At 69.4% G+C, this 22,499-nt stretch carries 20 protein-coding genes; 7 read left to right on the forward strand and 13 right to left on the reverse strand.

Annotation, left to right across the window (positions count from 1 at the left end; translation table 11 throughout):
* Nucleotides 1–5 precede the first annotated feature (5 nt).
* Complete coding sequence (locus ACK8HH_RS15290) at nt 6–863, forward strand: SDR family oxidoreductase (RefSeq protein ID WP_278124956.1); 858 nt, start codon at nt 6–8, stop codon at nt 861–863.
* A gap of 11 nt (nt 864–874) precedes the next feature.
* Here the strand turns inward: ACK8HH_RS15290 and ACK8HH_RS15295 are convergent, their stop codons facing one another.
* The 4 genes from ACK8HH_RS15295 to ACK8HH_RS15310 form a co-directional block, all read right to left on the reverse strand.
* Entirely contained in the window at nt 875–2,176 is a 1,302-nt protein-coding gene (locus ACK8HH_RS15295; RefSeq protein WP_278124957.1) for a M18 family aminopeptidase, read from the reverse strand.
* The gene (purQ, locus tag ACK8HH_RS15300) at nt 2,176–2,856 is read right to left on the reverse strand and encodes a phosphoribosylformylglycinamidine synthase subunit PurQ (protein WP_006897305.1); all 681 of its coding nucleotides are present in this window, start codon (nt 2,854–2,856) and stop codon (nt 2,176–2,178) included. Before purQ ends, ACK8HH_RS15295 begins: the two co-directional genes overlap by 1 nt.
* 7 nt (nt 2,857–2,863) lie before the next feature.
* Nucleotides 2,864–3,103, reverse strand: coding sequence for a phosphoribosylformylglycinamidine synthase subunit PurS (gene purS, locus ACK8HH_RS15305; RefSeq protein ID WP_006897306.1), 240 nt, complete (start codon nt 3,101–3,103; stop codon nt 2,864–2,866).
* Between the two features lie 80 nt (nt 3,104–3,183).
* Nucleotides 3,184–3,684 carry a glutathione peroxidase gene (locus ACK8HH_RS15310; RefSeq protein ID WP_062366016.1) on the reverse strand — a complete coding sequence of 167 codons (501 nt, stop codon included), beginning with the start codon at nt 3,682–3,684 and terminating at the stop codon, nt 3,184–3,186.
* A gap of 126 nt (nt 3,685–3,810) precedes the next feature.
* Between ACK8HH_RS15310 and ACK8HH_RS15315 the strand changes: the two genes are divergently transcribed.
* Complete coding sequence (locus ACK8HH_RS15315; RefSeq protein WP_308128694.1) at nt 3,811–4,245, forward strand: MarR family winged helix-turn-helix transcriptional regulator; 435 nt, start codon at nt 3,811–3,813, stop codon at nt 4,243–4,245.
* A 12-nt stretch (nt 4,246–4,257) separates the two neighbouring features.
* On the forward strand, nt 4,258–5,814 hold the full coding sequence (locus ACK8HH_RS15320; RefSeq protein WP_006897309.1) for a DHA2 family efflux MFS transporter permease subunit: 1,557 nt from the start codon (nt 4,258–4,260) through the stop codon (nt 5,812–5,814).
* Nucleotides 5,815–5,890: 76 nt separating this feature from the next.
* Here the strand turns inward: ACK8HH_RS15320 and ACK8HH_RS15325 are convergent, their stop codons facing one another.
* The 3 genes from ACK8HH_RS15325 to purB are packed head-to-tail and all read right to left on the reverse strand — an operon-like array spanning nt 5,891 to nt 10,361.
* Entirely contained in the window at nt 5,891–8,035 is a 2,145-nt protein-coding gene (locus tag ACK8HH_RS15325) for a S9 family peptidase (protein WP_278124962.1), read from the reverse strand.
* Complete coding sequence (locus ACK8HH_RS15330) at nt 8,028–8,924, reverse strand: phosphoribosylaminoimidazolesuccinocarboxamide synthase (protein ID WP_222110996.1); 897 nt, start codon at nt 8,922–8,924, stop codon at nt 8,028–8,030. The genes ACK8HH_RS15325 and ACK8HH_RS15330 overlap by 8 nt, the downstream gene beginning before the upstream one ends.
* Nucleotides 8,925–8,933: 9 nt before the next feature.
* Nucleotides 8,934–10,361, reverse strand: a complete 1,428-nt coding sequence (purB, locus tag ACK8HH_RS15335) for an adenylosuccinate lyase (protein ID WP_006897312.1) — start codon at nt 10,359–10,361, stop codon at nt 8,934–8,936.
* Nucleotides 10,362–10,471: 110 nt separating this feature from the next.
* Here purB and ACK8HH_RS15340 point away from each other — a divergent pair, with 110 nt between their 5' ends.
* From ACK8HH_RS15340 to ACK8HH_RS15350, 3 genes are all read left to right on the forward strand, one after another.
* Entirely contained in the window at nt 10,472–10,732 is a 261-nt protein-coding gene (locus tag ACK8HH_RS15340; protein WP_006897313.1) for a metal-sensitive transcriptional regulator, read from the forward strand.
* 47 nt (nt 10,733–10,779) lie between these two features.
* Entirely contained in the window at nt 10,780–11,184 is a 405-nt protein-coding gene (locus ACK8HH_RS15345) for a DUF302 domain-containing protein (RefSeq protein WP_006897314.1), read from the forward strand.
* Nucleotides 11,185–11,460: 276 nt separating this feature from the next.
* Nucleotides 11,461–12,420: an alpha/beta hydrolase gene (locus ACK8HH_RS15350; protein ID WP_006897316.1), complete on the forward strand. Its 960-nt coding sequence runs from the start codon at nt 11,461–11,463 to the stop codon at nt 12,418–12,420.
* 25 nt (nt 12,421–12,445) lie between these two features.
* Here the strand turns inward: ACK8HH_RS15350 and ACK8HH_RS15355 are convergent, their stop codons facing one another.
* From ACK8HH_RS15355 to ACK8HH_RS15380, 6 genes are all read right to left on the reverse strand, one after another.
* Complete coding sequence (locus ACK8HH_RS15355; protein WP_278124970.1) at nt 12,446–13,180, reverse strand: LppP/LprE family lipoprotein; 735 nt, start codon at nt 13,178–13,180, stop codon at nt 12,446–12,448.
* Nucleotides 13,181–13,275: 95 nt separating this feature from the next.
* On the reverse strand, nt 13,276–14,529 hold the full coding sequence (gene purD / locus ACK8HH_RS15360; protein WP_006897318.1) for a phosphoribosylamine--glycine ligase: 1,254 nt from the start codon (nt 14,527–14,529) through the stop codon (nt 13,276–13,278).
* A gap of 79 nt (nt 14,530–14,608) precedes the next feature.
* Entirely contained in the window at nt 14,609–15,781 is a 1,173-nt protein-coding gene (locus ACK8HH_RS15365; RefSeq protein ID WP_039867759.1) for a low temperature requirement protein A, read from the reverse strand.
* Nucleotides 15,782–15,901: 120 nt separating this feature from the next.
* Entirely contained in the window at nt 15,902–16,819 is a 918-nt protein-coding gene (locus ACK8HH_RS15370; RefSeq protein ID WP_278124975.1) for a LysR family transcriptional regulator, read from the reverse strand.
* A gap of 72 nt (nt 16,820–16,891) precedes the next feature.
* Entirely contained in the window at nt 16,892–19,015 is a 2,124-nt protein-coding gene (locus tag ACK8HH_RS15375) for an ArnT family glycosyltransferase (protein ID WP_062366018.1), read from the reverse strand.
* Entirely contained in the window at nt 19,012–20,283 is a 1,272-nt protein-coding gene (locus ACK8HH_RS15380) for a bifunctional glycosyltransferase family 2/GtrA family protein (RefSeq protein WP_006897322.1), read from the reverse strand. Before ACK8HH_RS15380 ends, ACK8HH_RS15375 begins: the two co-directional genes overlap by 4 nt.
* A 107-nt stretch (nt 20,284–20,390) precedes the next feature.
* Here ACK8HH_RS15380 and ACK8HH_RS15385 point away from each other — a divergent pair, with 107 nt between their 5' ends.
* Nucleotides 20,391–22,487: a RecQ family ATP-dependent DNA helicase gene (locus tag ACK8HH_RS15385; protein WP_278124979.1), complete on the forward strand. Its 2,097-nt coding sequence runs from the start codon at nt 20,391–20,393 to the stop codon at nt 22,485–22,487.
* Nucleotides 22,488–22,499: the final 12 nt, after the last annotated feature.

The raw sequence follows: 22,499 nt of genomic DNA on the forward strand, positions 1-22,499 counted from the left end.
TCCCCATGACCAGGTACGCAGTGACCGGCGCGACCGGCGGACTCGGCTCCGCCGCCGTCCACTCCTTGATCGAGCGAGGCGTCACGGCCTCCGACATCGTCGCCGTGGTCCGCGACGAGACGAAGGCGAGCGGCCTGGCGGCTGCGGGCGTCACCGTGCGCGTCGCCGACTACGCCGATCCGCCGGCCCTGCGCACCGCGCTGGCGGGCGTCGACAAGCTGCTGCTGGTGTCCGGTTCGGAGGTGGGTCGACGCCTGCCGCAACACACCAACGTGATCGAGGCGGCCACGCACGCCGGGGTCGGCCTGATCGCTTACACGAGCATCCTGCGCGCCGATTCGTCACCACTCGTCCTGGCCGACGAACACCGCGAGACCGAGAAGCTCCTCGCGGCGAGCGGTATCGACACGGTGCTGCTGCGCAACGGCTGGTACTCGGAGAACTATGCGCGCTCGCTGGCGCCCGCCGTCGAGTCGGGAGTCTTCGCGGGCAGCGCCGGAGACGGTGTGGTCGCACCCGCGGCGCGTGCCGACTACGCCGACGCCGCTGCCGCGGCGCTGATCAACGCTCCGGCGGGCGCGGTGTACGAACTCGCCGGCGGCGAGCACCTCACGTATGCCGACATCGCGGCGACGTTCGCGGCGGTCTCCGGTCGCCCGGTGACCTACCGGGATCTCCCGGAGGCCGAATACGCCGCGGCGCTGGAATCGGCCGGCGTTCCGGCCGGATTCGCCGCCGTCCTCGCCGATTCCGACACCGGGGCGGGCAAGGGCGCCCTCGACTCCGATTCGACGGATCTGGCCGACCTCCGAGGCCGACCCGGCACACCGTTCACCGAGGTCATCGAGGCCGCACTGAACTGAGCCCCGGGCGGCTACCGACGCAGGAAGGCCGCCAACGCCGCCGAATACATCGGAACGTCGTCGGCTCCCATCAACTCGCGGCAGCTGTGCATCGCGAGCTGAGGTGCGCCGACGTCGACGGTCAGCAGCCCCGTACGCGTGGCGGTGACCGGCCCGATCGTCGAACCGCACGGGAGGTCCGCGCGATGGATGTATCGCTGCAGCGGCACGCCGGCGTCTCGGCACGCCAGCGCGAACTCGGCCTCGCCGATGGCGTCGGAGGCGTACCGCAGATTCTGATTCACCTTGAGCACCGGACCGCCGTTGACCGCGATGCGGTGCGACGGTTCGTGGCGATCGGGGTAATTGGGATGCGTCGCGTGCGCCATGTCGCCCGACACGCAGACGCTGGCGGCCATCGTGCGGAGGAAGTCGTCGCGATCACCTCCGGACGCGGCGACGATCCGTTCGCACACCGTCACGAGGAAGTCCGACGACGCCCCGCGCTCCGACCCCGAGCCGACCTCTTCGTGGTCGAACAGCGCCAGCATCGAGATCGCACCCGACCGCTCGCCCGATCCCGCGTCGAGCAGTGCGCGCAGTCCGGCGTAGCAGGTGCCCTGATTGTCCAGTCGCGGCGCGCTCAGGAGATCCCCCGCCGCACCGACGATCCGCGACGGCGCGACGTCGTGCGTCATCAACTCCCAGCCGAGCACCGCGTCGGCGTCGAGCCCGGCACGGTCCGCGACGAAGGCCAGCAGTGGCTGCGCCTCTCCGACGCCGCGGATCGCGTCGACATGCCGCTGCGGGTCCAGGCTCACGCCCTTGCGGTCCTCCGACAGATGGATCGCCAACTGAGGGATGCGCAGGATGGGCTCGTCGATCCGGACCAGCTCGAAGGCCACCGTTCCGCCGGCGTCGTAGGCCAGCCGGCCCGACAGACCGAGGTCGCGGTCGAGCCACGAGTTCAGCCAGGCGCCGCCGTACGGTTCCAGCGCGACGGTCGCCAGACCCGCGCTGACGCGATCGGGATTCTGCTTGACGCGCAGGTTGGGGCTGTCGGTGTGGCCGCCCACGATCCGGAAGCGCGGGTCGTCAGCGGCGGCCGAGGCATCCCAGGCGATGATCGAGCCGCCGCGGACCACGTAGTGCCTGCCCGAGGCGGGATTCGACGCGGCTCCGTCCGGTCCGGCCCAGGAATCGGTCTCCGACAGCCGCTGATACCCGGCGGCGTCCAGGGTCGCGGCGACGGTCGCGCAGACGTGAAAAGGCGACGGCGAGGCGTCGATGAAGTCACCGAGCCCCGCCGCCGTCGCAGTCGTGTCGACCGTCATCAGACGGCCGCGAGCACCGCGTCCAGTGCCGAGTAGAAGAGACCGAGACCGTCGTCGCTGGGGCCGGTGAGCGCCTCGATGGCGTGCTCCGGGTGCGGCATGAGACCCACCACGCGACCGTCGGCGCTCGCGATGCCCGCGATGTCCAGGCTCGAACCGTTCGGGTTGTCGCCGGCATACGTGAACGCGATCCGGCCCTCGCCCTTGAGTTCTTCGAGTTGGCGCTGGGAGGCGACGTAGCGTCCCTCGCCCGACTTCAGCGGAATGAGGATCTCAGCGCCGACCTCGTAGCGCGAGGTCCACGCCGTGGTGTTCGACTCCACACGGAGCCACTGGTCCCGGCAGATGAAGTGCAGTCCCTCGTTGCGGGTGAGCGCTCCCGGCAGGAGCCCGGCCTCGCAGAGGATCTGGAAACCGTTGCAGATCCCCAGGACCGGCATGCCGCGCTGAGCGGCCTCCACCACTTCGCCCATCACCGGGGCGAACTTGGCGATGGCCCCGCAGCGCAGGTAGTCGCCGTACGAGAAGCCGCCGGGAACGACGACGGCGTCGACCCCCTTGAGGTCGGCGTCGCCGTGCCACAGGCTCACGGCCTCGCCGCCGGCCGCGTCGACCGCGCGAGCGGCATCGACGTCGTCGAGGGTGCCGGGGAAGGTGATGACTCCGATGCGAGCAGTCATGTGGCCGCTACTCCGCGACGCGGGTGACGTTGAAGTTCTCGATGACCGTGTTGGTCAGGAGCTCTTCGGCGATCCGCTCGAGGGCGGCGTCGTCGACGGTGCCGTCCACCTCCAGCTCGAACCTCTTGCCCTGGCGGACGTCTGCCACGCCCGCGAATCCGAGGCGCCCCAGCGCTCCGACGATGGCCTGGCCCTGCGGGTCCAGGATCTCGGCCTTGGGCATCACATCGACCACTACACGCGCCATTCGGGCACTGCTCCTCACACCGATGGTCTCGAATGTCCCACCCACGCGGGCAGAACGGTTACGCGCCTACTCTACCTGGCTCAAGAGGCGTCGCTGAGCGCCGCCTCGATGGCCCCGATCACTTCCGGGGAGTCCGGTTCGGTGCGCGGACGGAAGCGGCGCAGCACCGTGCCGTCGGCGTCGACGAGGAACTTCTCGAAGTTCCATTGGATGTCGCCGGATTCGCCGTCCGCGTCGGGTGTCTGGGTCAGCGCGGCGTACAGCGGATGCCGATCGGCGCCGTTCACGTCGGTCTTCTCCAGCAGCGGGAAAGTGACGCCGTACGTGGTGGAACAGAAGGTCGCGATCTCGTCGGCACTGCCGGGCTCCTGACCCATGAACTGATTGCACGGGACGCCGACCACGGTGAGCCCGCGGGGACCGTAGTCCTTCTGCAACTGTTCGAGCGCCGTGTACTGCGGAGTGAGACCGCACTTGGAGGCGACGTTCACCACGAGCAGCGGGCCGGGCAGGCCGGCGAGGCTGAAATCGCTGCCGTCGAGGGCACGGACGGGGATGTCTTTGATATTGGAGTGACCCATGTCCCACAGCCTAAACACCGGTGAGGCAACTCACCACTCATTGCGTTGCAGCAATAGTTGCGCCAGCGTAAGTTCTTCGAGGTGTCCGAATCCGATACTTCCGTCGAGGCCTGCACCCGAGCTCTTGTGGCATTTCTCGAGCGGGTCGCGGCACGCGCCTCCTGCAACACCGTCGACCGCGTGGCGGCCACCGACATGACCCTCTCGCAGCTCCGGATGCTGATGGTCCTGTCCCGCTGCGATCACGACCTGTCGGTGAACGAACTCGCCGACGCCGTCGGCCTGTCGCTCGCCGCGGCCGGCCGCGGGGCCGACCGGCTGGTGGTGCTCGATCTCGTCACCCGCAGGGAGGACGAGTGCGATCGCCGGGTGAAGCGCCTGTCCCTCTCCGATCACGGGCGCGAGATGATCGCGACTCAGTTCCGGATGCGGGACGACGACCTCGCCGACCTCGTCGCCGAGATTCCCGGCGACGTCCGCGGCGACCTCGCCTCGGCGCTGTCGAGCGCACTGGAGGCGCTTCCTCCCACCCCATCCTTCGCCGACTCTTCACGAACCTAGAAAGAGAACCTCATGACCTCATCCCCACCGGGGACCGCGAGCGACAAGCTGGGACGTGACGTCTTCATCGTCGCCGGCGTGGTGGTGCTCGGCGCGATCATGTCGATCCTCGACGTGACCGTCGTCGCCGTCGCTCAGCCCACCTTCATGTCCGAGTTCGACACCACCTCGGCCGGTGCCGCGTGGTCGATGACCGGTTACACCCTGGCGCTGGCCGCGGTGATCCCGACCGCCAGCTGGGCCGCATCGCGTTTCGGCACCAAACGCGTATACATGGCCTCGCTCATCCTGTTCCTGATCGGCTCGGTCCTGTGCGCGATGGCCTGGAACATCGGCTCGCTCGTCGCGTTCCGCGTGCTCCAGGGCTTCGGCGGCGGTCTGCTCATGCCGATCGGCATGATGATCATGACCCGCGCGGCCGGACCCGAGCGCGTCGGCTCGGTGATGGCAGTTCTCGGCATCCCGATGCTGCTCGGCCCCATCATGGGCCCGATCCTCGGCGGATGGCTGATCGAGATCGCCTCGTGGCACTGGGTGTTCCTGATCAACGTCCCGATCGGTGTCATCGCCCTCGTGTACGCCTTCTTCGCGCTGCCCGGCGGCGGCGCCGAGCCCGGCAAGAAGATCGACTTCCCCGGCCTCCTCATGCTCTCGCCCGGTCTGGCGTTGTTCCTGTTCGGCGTCTCCTCGAGCGCCGAGGAGCGGACCTTCGGCACGCCGCGCGTGTACGGCCCGATGATCGTCGGCGCGATTCTGATCATCGCCTTCGTCTGGCACGCCTTCCGCACCACCAACCCGCTGCTGGACCTGCGCCTGTTCCGCAACTCCACCCTGCGCGTATCGGTGATCACGATGTCGCTGTTCGCGATCGCCTTCTTCGGCGCGTCGCTGCTGTACCCGCAGTACTTCATCGTGGTGCGAGGAGAGTCGACGCTGATGGCGGGCCTGCTCCTGGCGCCGCAGGGCCTGGGCGCGATGCTGACGATGCCGATCGCGGGCAAGATGACCGACAAGATCGGTCCCGGCAAGTTCGTCCTCGCGGGCCTGGTCCTCATCGCCGTCGGCGTGGCAGCGTTCATCACGCTGGGCACCGACACCTCGTACTGGTTCCTGTGCCTCGCGCTGTTCGTCCAGGGCCTCGGCATGGGCATGACGATGATGCCGATCATGTCGGCGTCGCTGGCCACCCTGCGGGGTTCGGAGATCGCCGACGGCTCCACTCTGATGAACGCGATTCAGCAGACCTCGTCGTCCATCGGCACCGCCGTCATCACGGTCATCTTCACCACCATGCTCGCCCCGCTGTCGCGGGCGATCATGCAGGCCGGAGGCGACCAGACCAAGACGATGAACGCGATGATCGAGAACGGCGTCGATGTGCGGGATCCCGCCGCGGTCGGCGCGGCAGGCCAGAACGTGATCTCCGACATCGCGTCCACGTACGGCAACACGTTCATCGTGGCGACGGCGCTGGTGGCCCTGACTCTGATCCCCGCCTTCTTCCTGCCCCGCAAGAAGATGGTCGCCGCCGACACCGAGGAGCAGCCGGTGCCGGTCGCGCTCCACTGATCGCGATCAGCCGACCGACAGTGACGCCCCCGGGAGACGGGGGCGTCACTCGTCTGCGGACCCTGCCGGCCGATTGTCAGCCTCGACCGGCCGGCGCCCCCGACTGCTGGAGGATCCAGGCCAGTTCGAAGGCGGTCTCCTCCCACTGCTTGTACCGGCCGGAGACGCCGCCGTGGCCGGCGGTCATCTCGGTCTTGAGCAGCACCGGGTTCTCCGACGTGGTGCACTCCTGCAATCGCGCCACCCACTTCGCGGCCTCGACGAAGAGGACGCGGGTGTCGTGCAGAGAGTTCTCGGCGAGGATCGCCGGATACGGCCGCGGCGCGACGTTCTCGTACGGCGAGTACGACTTCATGTACGCGTACACCTCGGGATCGTGGAGCGGATCGCCCCACTCGTCCCACTCGATCACCGTCAGCGGGAGCGACGGATCGAGGATCGAGGTGAGAGCGTCCACGAAGGGCACCGCGGCGAGTACTCCGTTGAACAGTTCGGGAGCCAGGTTCACCACGGCACCGACGAGCAGACCGCCGGCACTGCCGCCCTCTGCCACCAGGTGGTCCGGCGAGGTCCAGCCCGTGTCGATGAGGTGCCGGGCGACGTCGATGAAGTCGGTGAAGGTGTTCTTCTTGGAGAGCGTCTTGCCGTTCTCGTACCAGAGCCGTCCCATTTCGCCGCCTCCCCGCACGTGCGCGAAGGCCATGACCATTCCACGGTCGAGCATCGACAGCCGTGCCACCGAGAAACCGGGGTCCAGGCAGGTCTCGTAGGAGCCGTAGCCGTACAGCAGCATCGGCGCGGGCGCGGAGCGGTCGAGGTCGCGGCGGAACACCAGCGAGACCGGCACCCGGGTGCCGTCGCCTGCCACCGCCCACTCCCGGACCGCGGTGTAGTCGTCGGGGTCGTACCCGCCGAGCACCGGCTGCCTCCGCAGCAGTGTCCGTTCACCGGTGGCGACGTCGAGGTCGAACACCTCGGCCGGATCCACGTAGCTGGTGTACACGATCCGCAACCGGGGGGTGTCCCACTCGGCGTTGGCGCCGAGCCCTGCCGAACGCAGTTCCTGGGGGAAGGTCACCTCGACGAAGTCGTCGGGCGCCGGGATGCCGTCCACCCGCCGCAGGTCGGCGATGGCCAGTCGCGGCAGCGCGTCCGCCCGGTACGACAGCACGAGGTAGTCGCGGAAGCAGTCGACGTCCTCTATACGGCGGCCGGGACGGTGCGGGATCAATTCCCGGCGCGCGCCGAAGTCTCCCACGGGAACGAGGTCGACCGCGAAGTCGATCGCCTTGACGCCGTCGCGCTCGCCGTTGTGGACGATGACGAACCAGTCCTGGCCCGCGATCCGCGCGTGCTCGACCGAGTAGTCGACTCCGTCGGTACGCCCCGCCACGGACACGAACTCGCCCGTCGGATCGTCCGCACTCAGGACCAGCGCCTCGGACGTCACCTTGGAGCCCACGCTCAGCACGAGGTAGTCCTCGCTCTGCGTGGTGCCGATGCCCACCCAGTAGCGCTCATCGGGTTCGTGGAACACCTGCACGTCCGGCTCCGCCGATCCCACCTCGTGGCGCCAGACGGTGTCGGGACGCCAGGCGTCGTCGACCGTGGAGTAGAAGACGTACCTCGCATCGCGCGACCAGGTGGCGCCGGCCGCGATGCCGGCGATCGTGTCCGGGAGGAGTTCCCCGGTCACCAGATTCCTGATGCGGAGGGTGTAGCGTTCGTCGCCCTTGACGTCGGTGCTGTAGGCGAGCCAGTCGCCTTCGTGGCTCACGGACGTGGCGCCCAGGCTGAAGAAGTCGTGACCTCTCGCCTCGGCGTTGGCGTCGAAGACGATCTCCTCGCCGGGCAGCGCGACGCCCGGAGTCACCTCGGGCGGCGTCCAGTCGTCGGGCGAGGCGATCGGGCAGCGGCAGCTGACGGCGTACTGCTGTCCTTCGGTGGTCCGGGTGAAGTACCAGAAGCGTCCGCTGCGCGTCGGCACGCTCATGTCGGTCTCCTGGACGCGCGACTTGATCTCGCCGAAGATGTCGCGCCTGAGCTGCGCCAGGTGCGCGGTCTCCTGCTCGACGAACGCGTTCTGGGCTTCCAGGTAGGCGATGACCTCCGGGTCCTCCTTGTCGCGCATCCACTCGTAATCGTCGACGACGACGTCACCGTGGTGGACGCGCGGCGTCGGAACCTTCTTCGCGACCGGCGGGGCCACCCGATCAGCCATGCTGGGCGTCCGGCCAATCGGCGAAACTCTGCTGCGAGATCCGTTCGTACGCCTCGATGTACCGCGCCCGAGTCCGCTCGACGACGTCGGCGGGCAGGGCCGGCGGCCGCTGTTCGCCCGTGCGGTCCCAACCCGAATCCGGTCCGGTGAGCCAGTTGCGGACGATCTGTTTGTCGAAGCTCGGCTGCACTCTGCCCGGCTCGTAGGTCGCGGCGTCCCAGTAGCGGGAGGAATCGGGGGTCAGCACTTCGTCGGCGAGGATCAGTGAACCGTCGGCCGCTTGTCCGAACTCGAACTTGGTGTCCGCGAGGATGATTCCGCGCTCAGCGGCCAGCTGGGATCCGCGGCCGTAGATGTCGAGCGTCGCGTCGCGCAGCCGTTCCGCCAGGTCGGCGCCGACCGTCTCGGCCACCTGGTCGAAGCTGACGTTCTCGTCGTGGTCACCCACGGCCGCCTTGGTGGCCGGGGTGAAGATCGGTTCCGGGAGCTTGTCGGCCTCGCCGAGCCCGGCGGGCAGCCGCACGCCGCAGACGGCGCCGGTGGCCTGATAGTCGGCCAGGCCCGAACCGGTCAGATAGCCGCGAGCGACGCATTCCACCTGCACCATCGGCAGCTTCTTGACGACCATCGACCGGCCGACGAGTTCGGCCGGGATGCGCTCGTCGGCGGGTCCGCCGTCGAGATGGTTCGGCACCCCGAGGTGCTCGAACCAGAAGAAGCTGGCCGCCGTGAGAATCCGGCCCTTGTCCGGGATCGGGGTGTCGAGGATGAAGTCGTACGCCGAGATGCGATCGGAGGTGACCAACAGCAACGTGGCGTCGTCGATCTGGTAGATGTCACGGACCTTGCCCGACGCGATGTGCCGGTAGTCGGCGAGGGTGGGACGCATGCGGGGCTCCTAGAGAATCGGGGCGGGCGTGTACGCCGCGGCGGCGGGGTTCGCGTCGATCCAGGCCGCGGCATTCGCGATCACCTGGGCGACCTGTGCCTCCGCGGCACCGACGAAGGCGGACTTGTCGGCGATGAGCTCGTCGAGTGCCGCGCGGTCGAGGGGGATCCGGTCGTCGGCGGCCAGCCGGTCGAGGAGATCCGGTTCGCGGCCCTCCTCGCGCATGGCGAGTGCCACGGCGACGGCGTTCTCCTTGATCGCCTCGTGCGCCGTCTCGCGGCCGACGCCCGCGCGCACCGACGCCATCAGCACCTTGGTGGTCGCGAGGAACGGCAGGTACCGGTCCAATTCGTTGGCGATCACCTCGGGGTACGCGCCGAACTCCGCGAGGACCGTCAGGAAGGTCTCCATCAGCCCGTCGATCGCGAAGAAGGCGTCCGGCAGCGCCACGCGGCGGACCACCGAGCAGAAGACGTCGCCCTCATTCCACTGGTTGCCCGCGAGTTCGCCGGTCATGGACGCGTAGCCGCGGAGGATCACCGTGAGACCGTTGACGCGCTCGCAGCTGCGGGTGTTCATCTTGTGCGGCATCGCCGAACTGCCCACCTGGCCGGGCTGGAAGCCCTCGGTGACCAGTTCGTGGCCGGCCATCAAGCGGATGGTGGTGGCCAGCGACGACGGCCCGGCCGCCAGTTGCACGAGCGCGGAGACGACGTCGTAGTCGAGCGAACGCGGGTACACCTGGCCCACCGAGGTGAAGGCGTTCGCGAAGCCGAGATGCCGGGCCACCTCCCCTTCGAGCCGGGCGAGCTTGGCGGCGTCGCCGTCGAGCAGATCGAGCATGTCCTGGCTGGTACCCATCGGGCCCTTGATTCCGCGCAGCGGGTACCGCGCGATCAGCTCGTCCAGGCGGGTCAGCGCGGTCATCAGCTCGTCCGCGGCACTGGCGAACCGCTTGCCGAGGGTGGTGGCCTGCGCGGCGACGTTGTGGCTGCGGCCGGCCATCACGATCGACGAGTACTGCGCGGCCCGCTCGGTGATGCGCGCGAGGGTGGCGACGGCGTGGTCGCGGACGTGGCGCAGCGAGACGAGCACCTGCAGCTGCTCCACGTTCTCGGTGAGGTCGCGGCTGGTCATGCCCTTGTGGATCTGCTCGTGACCGGCGAGCGCGTTGAACTCCTCGATCCGCGCCTTCACGTCATGGCGGGTCACCCGCTCGCGGTCGGCGATCGAATCGAGGTCGACGTCGCCGACCACTCGTTCGTAGTCGGCGATCGCCTCGGCGGGGACGTCGATCCCGAGGTCGCGCTGCGCCTTCATCACGGCGATCCAGAGGCGGCGCTCGAGAACGATTTTGTTGCGCGGCGACCAGATCTCGGCGAGGTCCGCAGACGCGTAACGGTTGGCCAGGACATTGCTGATGGCAGGTTTACCCACGTCTACGCAGTGTAGTGCCCGGACGGGCGCCCCCGGAAAACGACAGTGCACGACAGATACCCCTCGGGGTATGCTGGAGACGGTACTCAACCGGACTCCAGGAGAACAGCATGCGCAGTGACGACGAGTCGACCACGGCCGTACTGAACCGGCTGCGCCGCGCGCAGGGACAGTTGGGCGGCGTGATCGCGATGATCGAGGACGGGCGCGACTGCAAGGACATCGTCACGCAACTCGCAGCGGTTTCCCGCGCCCTCGACCGCGCCGGTTTCAAGATCATCGCCACCAACCTGCGCGAGTGCCTGAGCGACCAGAACGACGACGCTCCCGACATGGAGACCCTCGAGAAGCTCTTCCTCACCCTCGCCTGAACTACCCGCCCTGCCCCGACCGCACCGACCGAACCCCGGAGGAAGACATGAAACTCGCCATCTCCACCACCGTCGACGCCCCGCTCGACGAGGCCGTCGCCCGAACGCGCGAAGCGTTGTCCGCCCAGGGCTTCGGCGTCCTCACCGAGATCGACATGGCGGCCACCCTCAAGACGAAGATCGGCGCGGAGATGGAGGATTACGTGATCCTCGGCGCGTGCAACCCTCCCCTCGCCCACCGAGCGGTGACCGCCGAGCGGCAGATCGGGCTCCTCCTGCCCTGTAACGTCGTCGTCCGCGCCGACACCGACGATCCGGGACGCAGCATCGTCGAGGCGATGAACCCGCAACTGATGGTGACCGTGGTCGACAACCCCGGCCTCGCCGACGTTGCGGACGAGGCGACCGCCAGGCTCACCGCCGCCGTCGAATCGCTGTCGGCCGGCGCCTGAACGAGCAGTAGTCAACGATCAGCAGACACCCCCTGAAAGGACTCGACATGTGTTTCCCCGTCACCTGCGGTAAGTGCGGAAAGATCACTTGGGACGGCTGTGGTGAACACGTCGCCGACGTGATGGGCCCGGTCCCCGCCGACCGCCGCTGCACCTGCCCCGATCCGCGGTCGGCCGCTCACTGAGCCGGCCCGCGTCCGAGCGCCGAGGGCTGGGAGGGACCGCTCGTTCGTCGTCGGAACCGAGTCGCCCCACGCGGTAGACTCGCTTCCCGACATGGTCTTGCGCGATCCCTCCCGCCAATCCGCCGCGACTGTCGCCGACGATTCGGCGACGTCGCGGCGTGCGCTGTCCCGGCGTTCGCTGCTGACCGGGGTCGCCGGGCTGGCCGCGCTCGGCGGGGTCGCGGCCTGCAGCACTTCCGATCCGCTGGTCCCTCGCGATGCCGCGAACGTCGGCGGCGACGACCGACTTCCAGTGCAGACCGATCCCCCGGAGATCCCGAACGATCCGCCCGTACTGACCGGCAGCTTCGTCTCGACGAAGATGGCCGGCCGCGACACCCGGTGGGCGGTGAGCCGCCCCAACGGTGTGACCGGCGAACTCCCGGTGGTCGTAGTGGCCCACGCGCTGAACACCGACGAGCGCAGCATCTTCAGCAAGGCGCTCAACATCCAGGGCGTGGTTCAGCAGTACGTGGACGCGGGGAACCCGCCGTTCGCGGTGGCGAGCGTCGACGTGGCACGCAACTATTTCCACGCTCGCACCGACGGCACCGACGGCGCCGCGATGATCGTCGACGAGTTCATTCCGATGCTGGACGGCGACCAGCGGCTGAACCTCCGGACCGACCGCATCGGTCTCTACGGCTGGTCGATGGGCGGATACGGCGCGCTCCGACTCGGCGCTCTCATCGGCGCACCGCGGGTCGCGGCGATCGCCGTGAGTTCCCCGGCGATGTGGGCCGACCCCGCGAACTTCCCGCCCCGGGCGTTCGATTCCTACGCCGACTACCAGGCCAATTCGTTGTTCGGGCAGCAACACGCGTTCAGCAAGATCCCGCTGATGATCTCGATCGGCATGGCCGACCAGTTCTACACCTACACCCGGCAATGGGCCGCAGACCTGCATCCTCCCGCCGCCTTCTCCACCACGCCCGGCGGACACACCAACCGGTTCTGGCGGTCGGTGCTGCCCGATCAGGTGGAGTTCCTCGGCCGCAATCTCGCGCGCTGATCGAGATCGACGAGCGGCCCCGGCGTCAGACCGAGGGCGGGAACTGGCCGCTTCGAACCACTGCCCCGCCGGACAGTGTCGCGGTCACATCGGTCGGACCGCCCTGCGGGCAGCAGAACGGATCGTCGTCGCGCAGCCACCGGTACCGGACGGTGACCGAGTTCAGGGTGTCGCCGGCGACCGAGGTGTACGAGTACTCGTGCGGCTCCACGGTCCCCAGATACTGGCCGCCGGCGAACAGCAGAACCCTCGAGGTGTAGGTGGCGTCGTTGAATCCGCTGCCGTCCACGAGCATCCAGTCCAGTCCGCAGCCGTGCGCCAGCGGGTGCTCGCTGGCACCCCGCGGCACCCACGATCCGCCGTTCGAGTCCGGTCCCAGCGTCGCGATCGCATCCCGGGCGAGCGCCGAGTTCAGGTCGAAGCACAGCCCGTGACCACTGCCCGGCCGGCCGGCGTCGGTATCGGAATCGGTATCGGCGACCGATGTGGTCTGGGCGACGGGCGTGCTCCGGACGTCCCGGTCGGACCCCGCCGGCGGCTGCACGCCGGGTTCGTCGACCGTCTCCTGCTGCTGTGCGGTCGGCTGCTGTGCATCCGGCTTCGGGGCGGAACCGTGTCGCGACTGGCTCGGCACCGTCGACTCCGCGGTGGTCGCAGAGCGTGCCGCGTCGGTCGCCGTGCCGGCGGTGGTGCATGCGGTCAATGCCAGGCCGAGCGCCGCCACCGCGGTCACCCCTCGCACCGATTGACTGATCCTCATCGTCGCCTCCCTCGAATCTCCCGACCTCACGGGATAGATCGACGGCATGCGAAGCGGCGTGACCCCGCGTCATTCGGGCGGTGGACGCGGCGCGATCAGATGGAGATGAGTCCGTCTTCGGCGGCCTTGCCGATGTCGGTCCGGAAATGCGCGCCCGGCAGCCGCACTCCGGCCAGCCGCTCGTAGGCCTGCGCCCGCGCGGACGCCAGATCGGCGCCGCGGCCGACCACCGACAGCACACGCCCCCCGGAGGAGACGATCCGGCCGTCGGCGGAGACCGCTGTTCCCGCATGCAGTACGCCTTCGGCTGTGGCGCCGGTGATCGCGTCGCCGGTCCGGGGGCGGCCCGGGTAGTTCTCCGCCGCGAGGACCACCACCACGGCCGCACCGTCATGCCACCGCAGCGGCGGCAGATCGGCGAGCGTACCGCGAGCGGTCGCGGCCAGCGCCTCGCCCAGCGGCGATTCGAGCAGTTCGAGCACCGCCTGTGTCTCGGGGTCGCCGAAGCGGCAGTTGAACTCGACCACTGCGGGCCCGTCGGAGCCGATCGCCAGGCCGGCGTACAGCAGACCGGAGAACGGCGTGCCCCTCCGGACCAGTTCCGCGGCGACGGGTTCGCACACCTCGTCGACGATCCGATCGACCATCGACTGCGGCAGCCACGGAAGCGGCGTGTACGCGCCCATTCCGCCGGTGTTGGGTCCGGCGTCGCCGTCGCCGACGCGCTTGTGATCCTGCGCGGGCAGCAGCGGGACCACCGTCTCACCGTCCACCAGGCAGAACAGCGACACCTCGGGACCGTCGAGGAAACTCTCGAGCAGCACCGGATGTCCGTGTTCGAGGCAGTCGGCCGCGTGGGCACGCGCCGCATCGCGGTCGGAGGTCACCACGACGCCCTTGCCTGCGGCCAGACCGTCGTCCTTCACCACCCAGGTGGGACCGAAGCGGTCCAGCGCGGCATCCAGGTCGGCGGGGTTGTCGACGATCTCCGCTCGGGCGGTGCGCACGCCCGCCGCGGCCATCACGTCCTTGGCGAAGGCCTTGGACCCCTCGATCTGCGCGGCCGCGGCACTCGGACCGAAGGTGTCGAAGCCTGCTTCGCGCAGGGCATCGGCCACCCCGAGGACCAACGGGACCTCGGGGCCGATCACCACCAGATCCGCGTCGATCTCCCGAGCCAGTGCCACGACGGCGTCGGCCGACGCGACGTCGACGGAGTGGTTGGTGGCCAGCGCGGCCGTACCGGCGTTGCCGGGCGCCGCATGCAACTGCGTCACCGACGGATCGCGGTCGAGTCCGAGGAGAAGGGCATGTTCGCGGCCGCCCGAGCCGATCACGAGTACGCGCACGCCGTTCAGGGTAGTGGGTCCGGCCCGACGGCGATGCCACCGCCCGGCGACGGGGGCGCGATGCCGTCGACCGGGTGGATCAGCGTCGGCGAGCCGACGCCTCCACCAACAGCAACGGCAGGACCGGAGTCAGGCACCCCACCACCACGCAGGCGAGCAGCCCCACGCCGGACACGGCCAGCACCCCGCCGGCGATGAGCGGCACCGACGCCGCGAGGAACAGCGGGATCAGCAGCCGGTCGGCGCCGGCCAGCAGATAGAACATGACGATCGTACCCAGGCAGAACACCGCCAACGGCACCGCGACGGCACCGTAGACCGCAGCTTGGGAGATCTCGGCCTCGCCCTCCAGCCACATCGCCACCACGTGCAGGCCGGCGCCGACGGCCGCGCAGCCGATGACGATCGGCATGCTGCCGTAGCCGAAAACGAAGGCCATTCCCGGCCGCGCCGCCAGCGGGCGCCCCACCTCGAGTTGGAAGTACAGCCACCACATGGCGAACGTGACGCCCATCGCTGTCAGGCCCAGCACCGCGGTCTCCGTGCTCCAGCCGGTTCGTCCGATGACCGCCTGCAACACCGCGACCGTCCCGACCACACCTTCGCCGAGGGTGATCACCACCAGCGTCGAATACCGTTCGACGATGTGCCCGGGGTGCCAGGGAGTGGCCCGGAACCGCGTCTCGGCGATCGCGGGCCCCAGCAGTTCGGCCACCATGCACACCGCGATCGCGATGAGCGTGGGCCCGAGCGTCATCGAGACCGCGGCGACCGCCACCCAGCCCACCTGCGCGACGGTCGTCATCAGCGCGTACGTCAGACACGTGGCGCGGTATTCGGGAGCCTGTACGGCCGCCCGCAGCCACTGCACGATCATTCCGGCGCGCATCACGATGTAGCCGATCACCACCACCGCGAGGTCGACGTGGCGGTTCGCGTCGATCGACGCGAACACCGGCGGCAACCCGATCGCGATGATCGCCACGCCGACCATCTGCACCAGTGTCAGCAGCCGGTACACCCAGTCGTCGGTGTCGAAGGCGGAGGAGAACCAGGCGAAGTTGATCCAGGCCCACACCGCGGCGAAGGTGGCGATGGCGTAGCCGATCACGGCCGCACGGTAGTGCCCCTCGGCGAGGTACTCCGCCAATTGGGCGCCCGCGATCGAGAAGGCGACGACGAAGACGAGGTCGTAGAAGACCTCCAGATCGCTGGCGGCCCGGCCGTCCTCGGCCGGATCGCGTCCGGACATGCGCCGGATGGTGGTCGACACGCTCACGTCGAACACCGTAGAGCCCACCGCATCGGGGGCCAAGGAACCGGCGGAGCGACTGCGCGCCGCGCGCGGTCGCCCCCGCATCCGCCGATCGCGCTACTGCGTCACGTTCTCCTGGTACCCGGTGATCCGATCCACCAGCAGTTCGGCGAACCGGAGCAGTGGTGGGCGAGCCGCGAGCGCGGGTTCGCCCGCGGCGAGGAACACCGTGCTGCTCGGCGGGTCCCGACGGCGGTCCAGTCGCACCAGGGCCCCGCTCCGGACCTCCTCGTGAACCAGATAGCTCGGCAGGACGGTGACGCCGAGCCCGGCGAGCGCCGCGGCCTTCATCGCCACCAGATCGGGCAGGACGATCGTCGGATCGAACCGCGGATCGACTCCGAACACCGTGTTCCAATACCGCCGCAGCAGCGGGAGGTGATCGTCGTAAGCGATCAGACCGGCCGCATCCAGTTCGGCGGGCGGCTCGGTCCCGTCGGTCAGTCCCGGTGCCGCGACCAGCCAGAACCGCTCCCGGGCCACCGGCCACGCCCGGACTCCGGCTCCGCTCGGCCGGATCCCGGAGACCACCGCGAGGTCGAGCCGCCCGGCGTCGAGTTCGGCAAGCATCCGCCGCGAATCACCGAATTCGAAGGCGATTCGCGGCAGACGCGCAGTGTCGCCGGCGAGCGCCGGAAGCAACTGCTCGGTGACGAACTCGCACGGTCCGCCCAGCGAGACCATGAGACCGCCGGTCGGAGACCGACGCAGATCACCGGCGATCAGGCGGTCGATCTCGTCGAGATGCGTCGCGATCTGTGCGGCGATCTCGTGAGCCGCGACCGTCGGCACCGTGCCGTCGGCGCTCCGCTCGAACATCCGGACGCCGAAATGGTCCTCGACCAGGTGGATGTGGTTGGCGACCGTCGGTGCCGAGACCCCCAGGTGCCGAGCGGCCGCATGAAACGACCCCGACCGGTACACGGCCAGCATCGTGCGCAGGTGATCCTGCGAGAGGCGTCTGGTGGACGACACACAACCATCGTCCCACCCGGGCGAGAAGAACGACGGTGCTCCGGCGACGCGGCGTCCCCGGAGCACCATCGGTCAGTTCTTCGGCGACGTGAGGTCGTAGAGAGTCACACCGTCGACCGTCGTGGCGGTGAAGTGCTCCTTGACCCACGAACTGATCTCCGACGACGTCCCGCTCTCCCCCATGCCGGGCATTCCGCCGAAGCCCTCACCCCCGCGATCACCCCGGCCGCCCGAGATGAAGTAGTGAATCCTGCCGTCGGCGACGTACTGCTTGAACTGGTCCAGGGTCGGCGACGGGTCGGTCCCGTTGAACCCGCCGATCGGCATCACCGAGTATCCGCTGGCGATCTGATAGCCGGAGGCCTCGTTGGAACCGATGGCCGCCGCGACCCACGTGTACCGATCGGCGTCGTTCCGCAGGACCGCGACCATCTCGTCAGACGGCGTGGATCCGTTCAGCAGGCCGCCCGCCGGTGAGGCTCCGGGACCTCCGCCCGCCTGGCCCGGGGCGCCCATGCCCGGCGCACCGCCCATGCCGGGGAATCCGCCACGTGCACCGGCCTGCGTCCGGCCCGCTCCCGGTGGCCCGAACGCGCCGTTGAACCGGCCGTGCCGACCGTGCCCGCCCCCCGGCCCGAATTCGCCTTCGACCTGGGGACCGGCGCTGATGATCGAGCCCTGCTTAGCCGTGGTCACCGTGTCGACCGTGTAGGCGAGCGGACCCGCCAGGCCGGCGAGAACCGCGAGCGACGCTGCGACCGCGGCGAGCACGCCACGCTGAGCCCCCAGCATCAGCGCTCCCGCGACGATCCCCACGACGAGGACGACGAACCGCAGCCACGGGACGAAATCGGCCGAGCGGTTCAGCAGCACGAATCCCCAGATCGCCGCGGTCCACGTCGCGGCGGCCAGCACCAGCCGAACCCACAACGCGGCCCGTTCGCGCCAGCACACGACCGCCGACACCGCGATCACCGCCGCCAGAGCGGGAGCGATGGCCGCCGTGTAATAGCTGTGGAAGATGCCCGCCATGAAGCTGAAGACGCCGACCATGATCAGCATCCACAGTCCGAAGACGCTCAAGTAGGCACGCCGCAGATCGGTACGTGAGGCCCGCCCGATCAGAACCAGCGCCGCCACTCCCAGAATCAGGGACGACGGGATCAGCCAGGCGATCTGACCGCCCTGCGCCGGCTCGAACATCCGGAGCCAGCCGGTGGAGCCCCACATGCCGCCGCCCGGGCCGCCGGCGCCGGGACCCCCCGGACCGCCCTGGCCGAACATCTCGGCTGCCGCGCCGCTCATCTCGCGAGCGCGTCCGCCACCGCCCACGCTGCCCTTCTCGTTCCCGTCGAGCCGGCCGAGACCGTTGTAGCCGAACGTCAGCTCGAGGATCGAGTTGTTCTGCGAACCGCCGATGTACGGACGGCTCGACGCCGGCCAGAGCTCCACGGCCAGGACCCACCAGCCGGCACTCACGATCAGCGCACCCAGTGAGGCGAACAGATGCCCGATGCGACGCAGCCACCGTCCGGGACCGAACGCCAGGTAGGTCACGGCCATCGCCGGAACGATCAGCATCACCTCCAGCTGCTTGGTGAGGAAACCGAATCCGACCGCCGTGCCTGCCGCGACCATCCACCACACGCTCTTCGCGCCGGGCTCCATCGCGCGCAGCACCGCGCCGCACGCCGCGATCATGAGCAGGATAAGCAGGGCCTCGGGGTTGTCGAACCTGAACATCATCGCGGCCACTGGGGTCAGCGCCAACACGGCGCCCGCACCGATGCCGGCCCAGTGGCCGAAGTAGCGGCGGGTGATGAAGTACAGCAGCGCCACCGACCCGACACCCATCAGCACCTCGGGGACCAGCACCGACCACGAGTTGAGGCCGAAGACTCGCACCGACAGCGCGGGGATCCACAGGGATGCGGGCGGCTTGTCGACGGTGATCGAGTTCGCCATGTCGGACGACCCGAAGAACCACGCCTTCCACGACTGCGAACCCGCCTGGATCGCAGCCGTGTAGAAGGAGTTCGCCCAACCGTTGATCGAGAGATTCCACAGGTAGAGGACGGTGGTCCCCACCAGCAGCGCCGCCAGCGACAGCCGGCGCCACAGCGCACTGCGCGTCCGGTCGGGATCATCGGGCAGGGGTTCGGCCGGTTGCGGCCGATCGAGGACGGTCGCAGTCATGCGGCACTCCGTTCGATAGAGGTCTGCTCGGCCGGCGCCGCGACGGAGGGGCGCCGGCGGAACACCCACCGCAGCCCGACGAAACGTGTCGCGGTGGCGACGAGGTTGGAGGCGACCAGGACGGCCAGTTCCAGTGCGCGGCCGGCATCCGGGTTCCAGCGGTGCAACGCGAAGAGCGAACCCGCCGTCACCGCCCAGCCGAAGAGGAACACACCCCACCCGAACAGGTGGTGCCGCGCCCGGTCCTGGCGCCCGCGGACGCCGAAGGTGAAGCGGCGGTTGGCCGCGGTGTTCAGCACCGCGGTGATCGCCAGCGCCAGGAAGTTGGCGGCCTGTGCACCGGCCGGCCGCAACAGGAGATACAGAAGCGCGAACGCCACCGTCGACACCAGGCCGACGGCGCAGAACCGGGCCAGCTGACCGACCATTCCGTGCGGCACACCGTCGATCACCGGCCCCGGCAATCGATCCCGTCCGAGTGTCTTGCGCAGTTCGGCCACCGGGATCCGACCGGTGGCGAGCGCCCAGCCGACGCGTGCGCACCCGCGCAGATCGGCGATCGCGGTGGCGACGATGTCGACTGAACTGTCGGGATCGTCGATCCAATCCACCGGAACCTCCGCGATTCGCAGACCGACGCGTTCGGCGAGAACCAGCAGTTCGGTGTCGAAGAACCATCCGGTGTCCTCGACGTACGGCAGCAGTCCGCGGGCCACATCGGTGCGCATCGCCTTGAAGCCGCACTGCGCGTCGGAGAAGCGGGCGCCCATCGCGGTGCGCAGGATCAGGTTGTACGAGCGCGAGATGAACTCCCGCTTGGCGCCCCGGATCACCCGGGACGAGTGCGACAGCCGAGTGCCGATCGCGATGTCGGAGTGCCCCGAGATCAAGGGGGCGATGAGCGGCATCAGCGCATTGAGGTCGGTGGAGAGATCGACGTCGCAGTACGCGACGATCTGAGCGTCATTGTCGCGCCAGACGTGGTTGAGCGCCCGCCCCCGCCCCTTCAAGTCGAGGTGGACCACGCGAACGCCCGGGATCTCCGCCTGCAGCCTCAGCGCGATCGCGAGGGTCGAGTCCGTACTCGCATTGTCGGCCACGGTGATCCGCGCCGGATACGGCACGCTGTCGGCCAGATGGCGGTGCAGCCGGCGAACCGACTGCTCCAGATCGTCTTCTTCGTTGTAGACCGGCATCACCACATCGAGGACCGGTCGGTCGGGCACCGACTCGCCCTCGGTCGATGCCCGGCTCAGAACTTCTGTCATGGCTACGAGAATCGTGCGGTTCGCTCCCGCGGCCCTGGGCCACTGCTGGGAGATTCCTGTGGATGACGGAGTCGTTACAGTCCGGGAGCGGCGATACATTGGGCGCCATGGTCACGTCCCCACCGCAGCAGCTCACTCCCCCGCAGCGGGAGATCGCCGATCAGGTCATCACCTCGCTCGCCGGCCCCGACGCCCGGCTGCGGGCGGACCAGGAGACTGCGGTGGCAGCCCTGGCCGCGCCCGGCGCCCGCGTGCTCGTGGTGCAGGCCACCGGCTGGGGCAAGTCCGCCGTGTACTGGGCGGCCACGGCCGTCATCCGTGCGGCCGGCGGCGGACCGACCCTCATCGTCTCGCCACTGCTGTCGCTGATGCGCGACCAGGTGGCGGCGGCCACGCGCGGCGGACTGCGTGCTGCCACAGTGAATTCGGCGAATATCGACGAATGGTCGGCCATCGAGGGCGCGTTGCTCGACGGTTCGCTCGACGTACTGCTCGTGTCGCCCGAACGGCTCGCCAATCCGGGTTTCGGTCGCCGCGTGCTCGAAGCTCTCGCCGGGCGGCTCGGCCTGGTCGTGATCGACGAGGCCCACGCCATCTCCGACTGGGGACACGATTTCCGTCCCGACTACCGGCGCGTGTCGGACGTGCTGCAGCGGCTGAATCCGCAGACCTCCGTGCTGGCGACCACTGCCACCGCCAACGCCCGCGTCACCGACGACGTCGCGGCGCAGCTCGGCGACGCCACGCTTGTCCTGCGCGGCCCGTTGGCACGGAAGTCATTGCATCTCAACGTGATCGATGGACTCGACCCACTGCAGCGGTACGCCTGGGTGGCACAGGAACTACCGATGCTTCCCGGTTCCGGAATCGTCTACGTGCTCACCGTCGCGGACGCCGATCGCCTTGTCCGGGCGATCCGCGCCGTCCACGGGGACGAACTCGCGGTCGCGGCCTACACCGGCGGACTGCCCGCCGAGGAAAGGCATCGCCTCGAAGACGATCTGCTCGCGGGCCGCGTCAAAGCTCTCATCGCGACGTCGGCGCTCGGGATGGGTTTCGACAAACCGGATCTGGGGTTCGTCGTGCATGTGGGAGCCCCGCCGTCTCCGGTCTCGTACTACCAGCAGGTGGGCCGTGCCGGCCGTGCGCTCGACGAGGCGGTGGTGATGCTCCTCGCCTCCCGGCTCGACGACGCGATCTGGGAGCATTTCGCCACCGCGACGATCCCCGACCCGGCGCGCATGGAACGACTGCTGCAGACGCTGGGCGACGCCGACGGCCCGATGACGGTCCCGGGCCTGGAGTCCGCGACCGGTATCCGCCGCGGCCGCGTGGAACTGATGTGCAAACAGTTGGCGGTCGACGGAGTGGTCGAGCGATCGAGCGAGGGGTGGTCGGTCACCGGGAAGCCCTGGGTGTACGACGCCGAGCACTACGAGGGCGTCCTCGCCGTCCGGCGTCGCGAGGCCGACATCATGCGCTCGTTCATCCGCGGCGAGAAGTGCCTCATGCGGCTGCTGACCGAGTCCCTCGACGATCCTCGCTCCCAGGACTGCGGGCGCTGCTCGGTGTGCCGGGGCGAGATCACCCCCGGGCTCGCCGAGGCACCGGAGACCCGGGTCGTCGCCGAGGTCGGAGCCGTGCTGCGGCGCGACGCCGAACTCCTCGAACCCCGCAAGATGTGGCCGGGCGGCGCCTTCGGCAGCCGCGGCCGGATCCCGCCCGGCGCCATGGCCGAACCGGGACGGGTGCTGGCCTTCGCCGACGCACCCCAGTGGCGCGATGTCCTCGACGCCGCGAAGGCGGGCGACCCGGAGGCGTCGAGCGCGCTCGCCGAAGCCGCCGTGACCGTGGTCGCGCAGTGGGGACGGTCGTCGGGAGTGCGGCCGGACGTGATCTACTCGCTCGACCTCACGGGCGGCACGCTGGCCGCTACCCTCGCTCAACGACTGCGCGAGGTGGGCCGCCGCACCGGCGACGCGCTCCCGGTGCAGCCCGGCCCGCGGCCCGGCCGAGAGGCCACCGGCGCGGACGAGGCGGCGTACTGGCGCGATCACCTCGGGCCCATGCCCGCTGTGTCGGGCGCGGTGCTCCTGGTGATCGACGAGACCGGGTCCGGCTGGCCGGTCACCCTCGCCGCCGCGGCACTGCGCGAGTCCGGGGCCTCCGCCGTCCTGCCGCTGGTGGTCCACAAGACCGCGTGAGGCGCGGCCGCG

Source organism: Gordonia sp. LUNF6 (genome assembly GCF_047041125.1).
Classification (GTDB): Bacteria; Actinomycetota; Actinomycetes; order Mycobacteriales; family Mycobacteriaceae; genus Gordonia; species Gordonia sihwensis.

Coding starts and splice junctions, on each gene's coding strand:
- ACK8HH_RS15290 (WP_278124956.1), top strand. CDS start 6: ATGACCAGGTACGCAGTGACCGGCGCGACCGGCGGACTCGGCTCCGCC.
- ACK8HH_RS15295 (WP_278124957.1), bottom strand. CDS start 2,176: ATGACGGTCGACACGACTGCGACGGCGGCGGGGCTCGGTGACTTCATC.
- purQ (WP_006897305.1), bottom strand. CDS start 2,856: ATGACTGCTCGCATCGGAGTCATCACCTTCCCCGGCACCCTCGACGAC.
- purS (WP_006897306.1), bottom strand. CDS start 3,103: ATGGCGCGTGTAGTGGTCGATGTGATGCCCAAGGCCGAGATCCTGGAC.
- ACK8HH_RS15310 (WP_062366016.1), bottom strand. CDS start 3,684: ATGGGTCACTCCAATATCAAAGACATCCCCGTCCGTGCCCTCGACGGC.
- ACK8HH_RS15320 (WP_006897309.1), top strand. CDS start 4,258: ATGACCTCATCCCCACCGGGGACCGCGAGCGACAAGCTGGGACGTGAC.
- ACK8HH_RS15325 (WP_278124962.1), bottom strand. CDS start 8,035: ATGGCTGATCGGGTGGCCCCGCCGGTCGCGAAGAAGGTTCCGACGCCG.
- ACK8HH_RS15330 (WP_222110996.1), bottom strand. CDS start 8,924: ATGCGTCCCACCCTCGCCGACTACCGGCACATCGCGTCGGGCAAGGTC.
- ACK8HH_RS15340 (WP_006897313.1), top strand. CDS start 10,472: ATGCGCAGTGACGACGAGTCGACCACGGCCGTACTGAACCGGCTGCGC.
- ACK8HH_RS15345 (WP_006897314.1), top strand. CDS start 10,780: ATGAAACTCGCCATCTCCACCACCGTCGACGCCCCGCTCGACGAGGCC.
- ACK8HH_RS15350 (WP_006897316.1), top strand. CDS start 11,461: ATGGTCTTGCGCGATCCCTCCCGCCAATCCGCCGCGACTGTCGCCGAC.
- ACK8HH_RS15355 (WP_278124970.1), bottom strand. CDS start 13,180: ATGAGGATCAGTCAATCGGTGCGAGGGGTGACCGCGGTGGCGGCGCTC.
- ACK8HH_RS15365 (WP_039867759.1), bottom strand. CDS start 15,781: ATGTCCGGACGCGATCCGGCCGAGGACGGCCGGGCCGCCAGCGATCTG.
- ACK8HH_RS15375 (WP_062366018.1), bottom strand. CDS start 19,015: ATGACTGCGACCGTCCTCGATCGGCCGCAACCGGCCGAACCCCTGCCC.
- ACK8HH_RS15380 (WP_006897322.1), bottom strand. CDS start 20,283: ATGACAGAAGTTCTGAGCCGGGCATCGACCGAGGGCGAGTCGGTGCCC.
- ACK8HH_RS15385 (WP_278124979.1), top strand. CDS start 20,391: ATGGTCACGTCCCCACCGCAGCAGCTCACTCCCCCGCAGCGGGAGATC.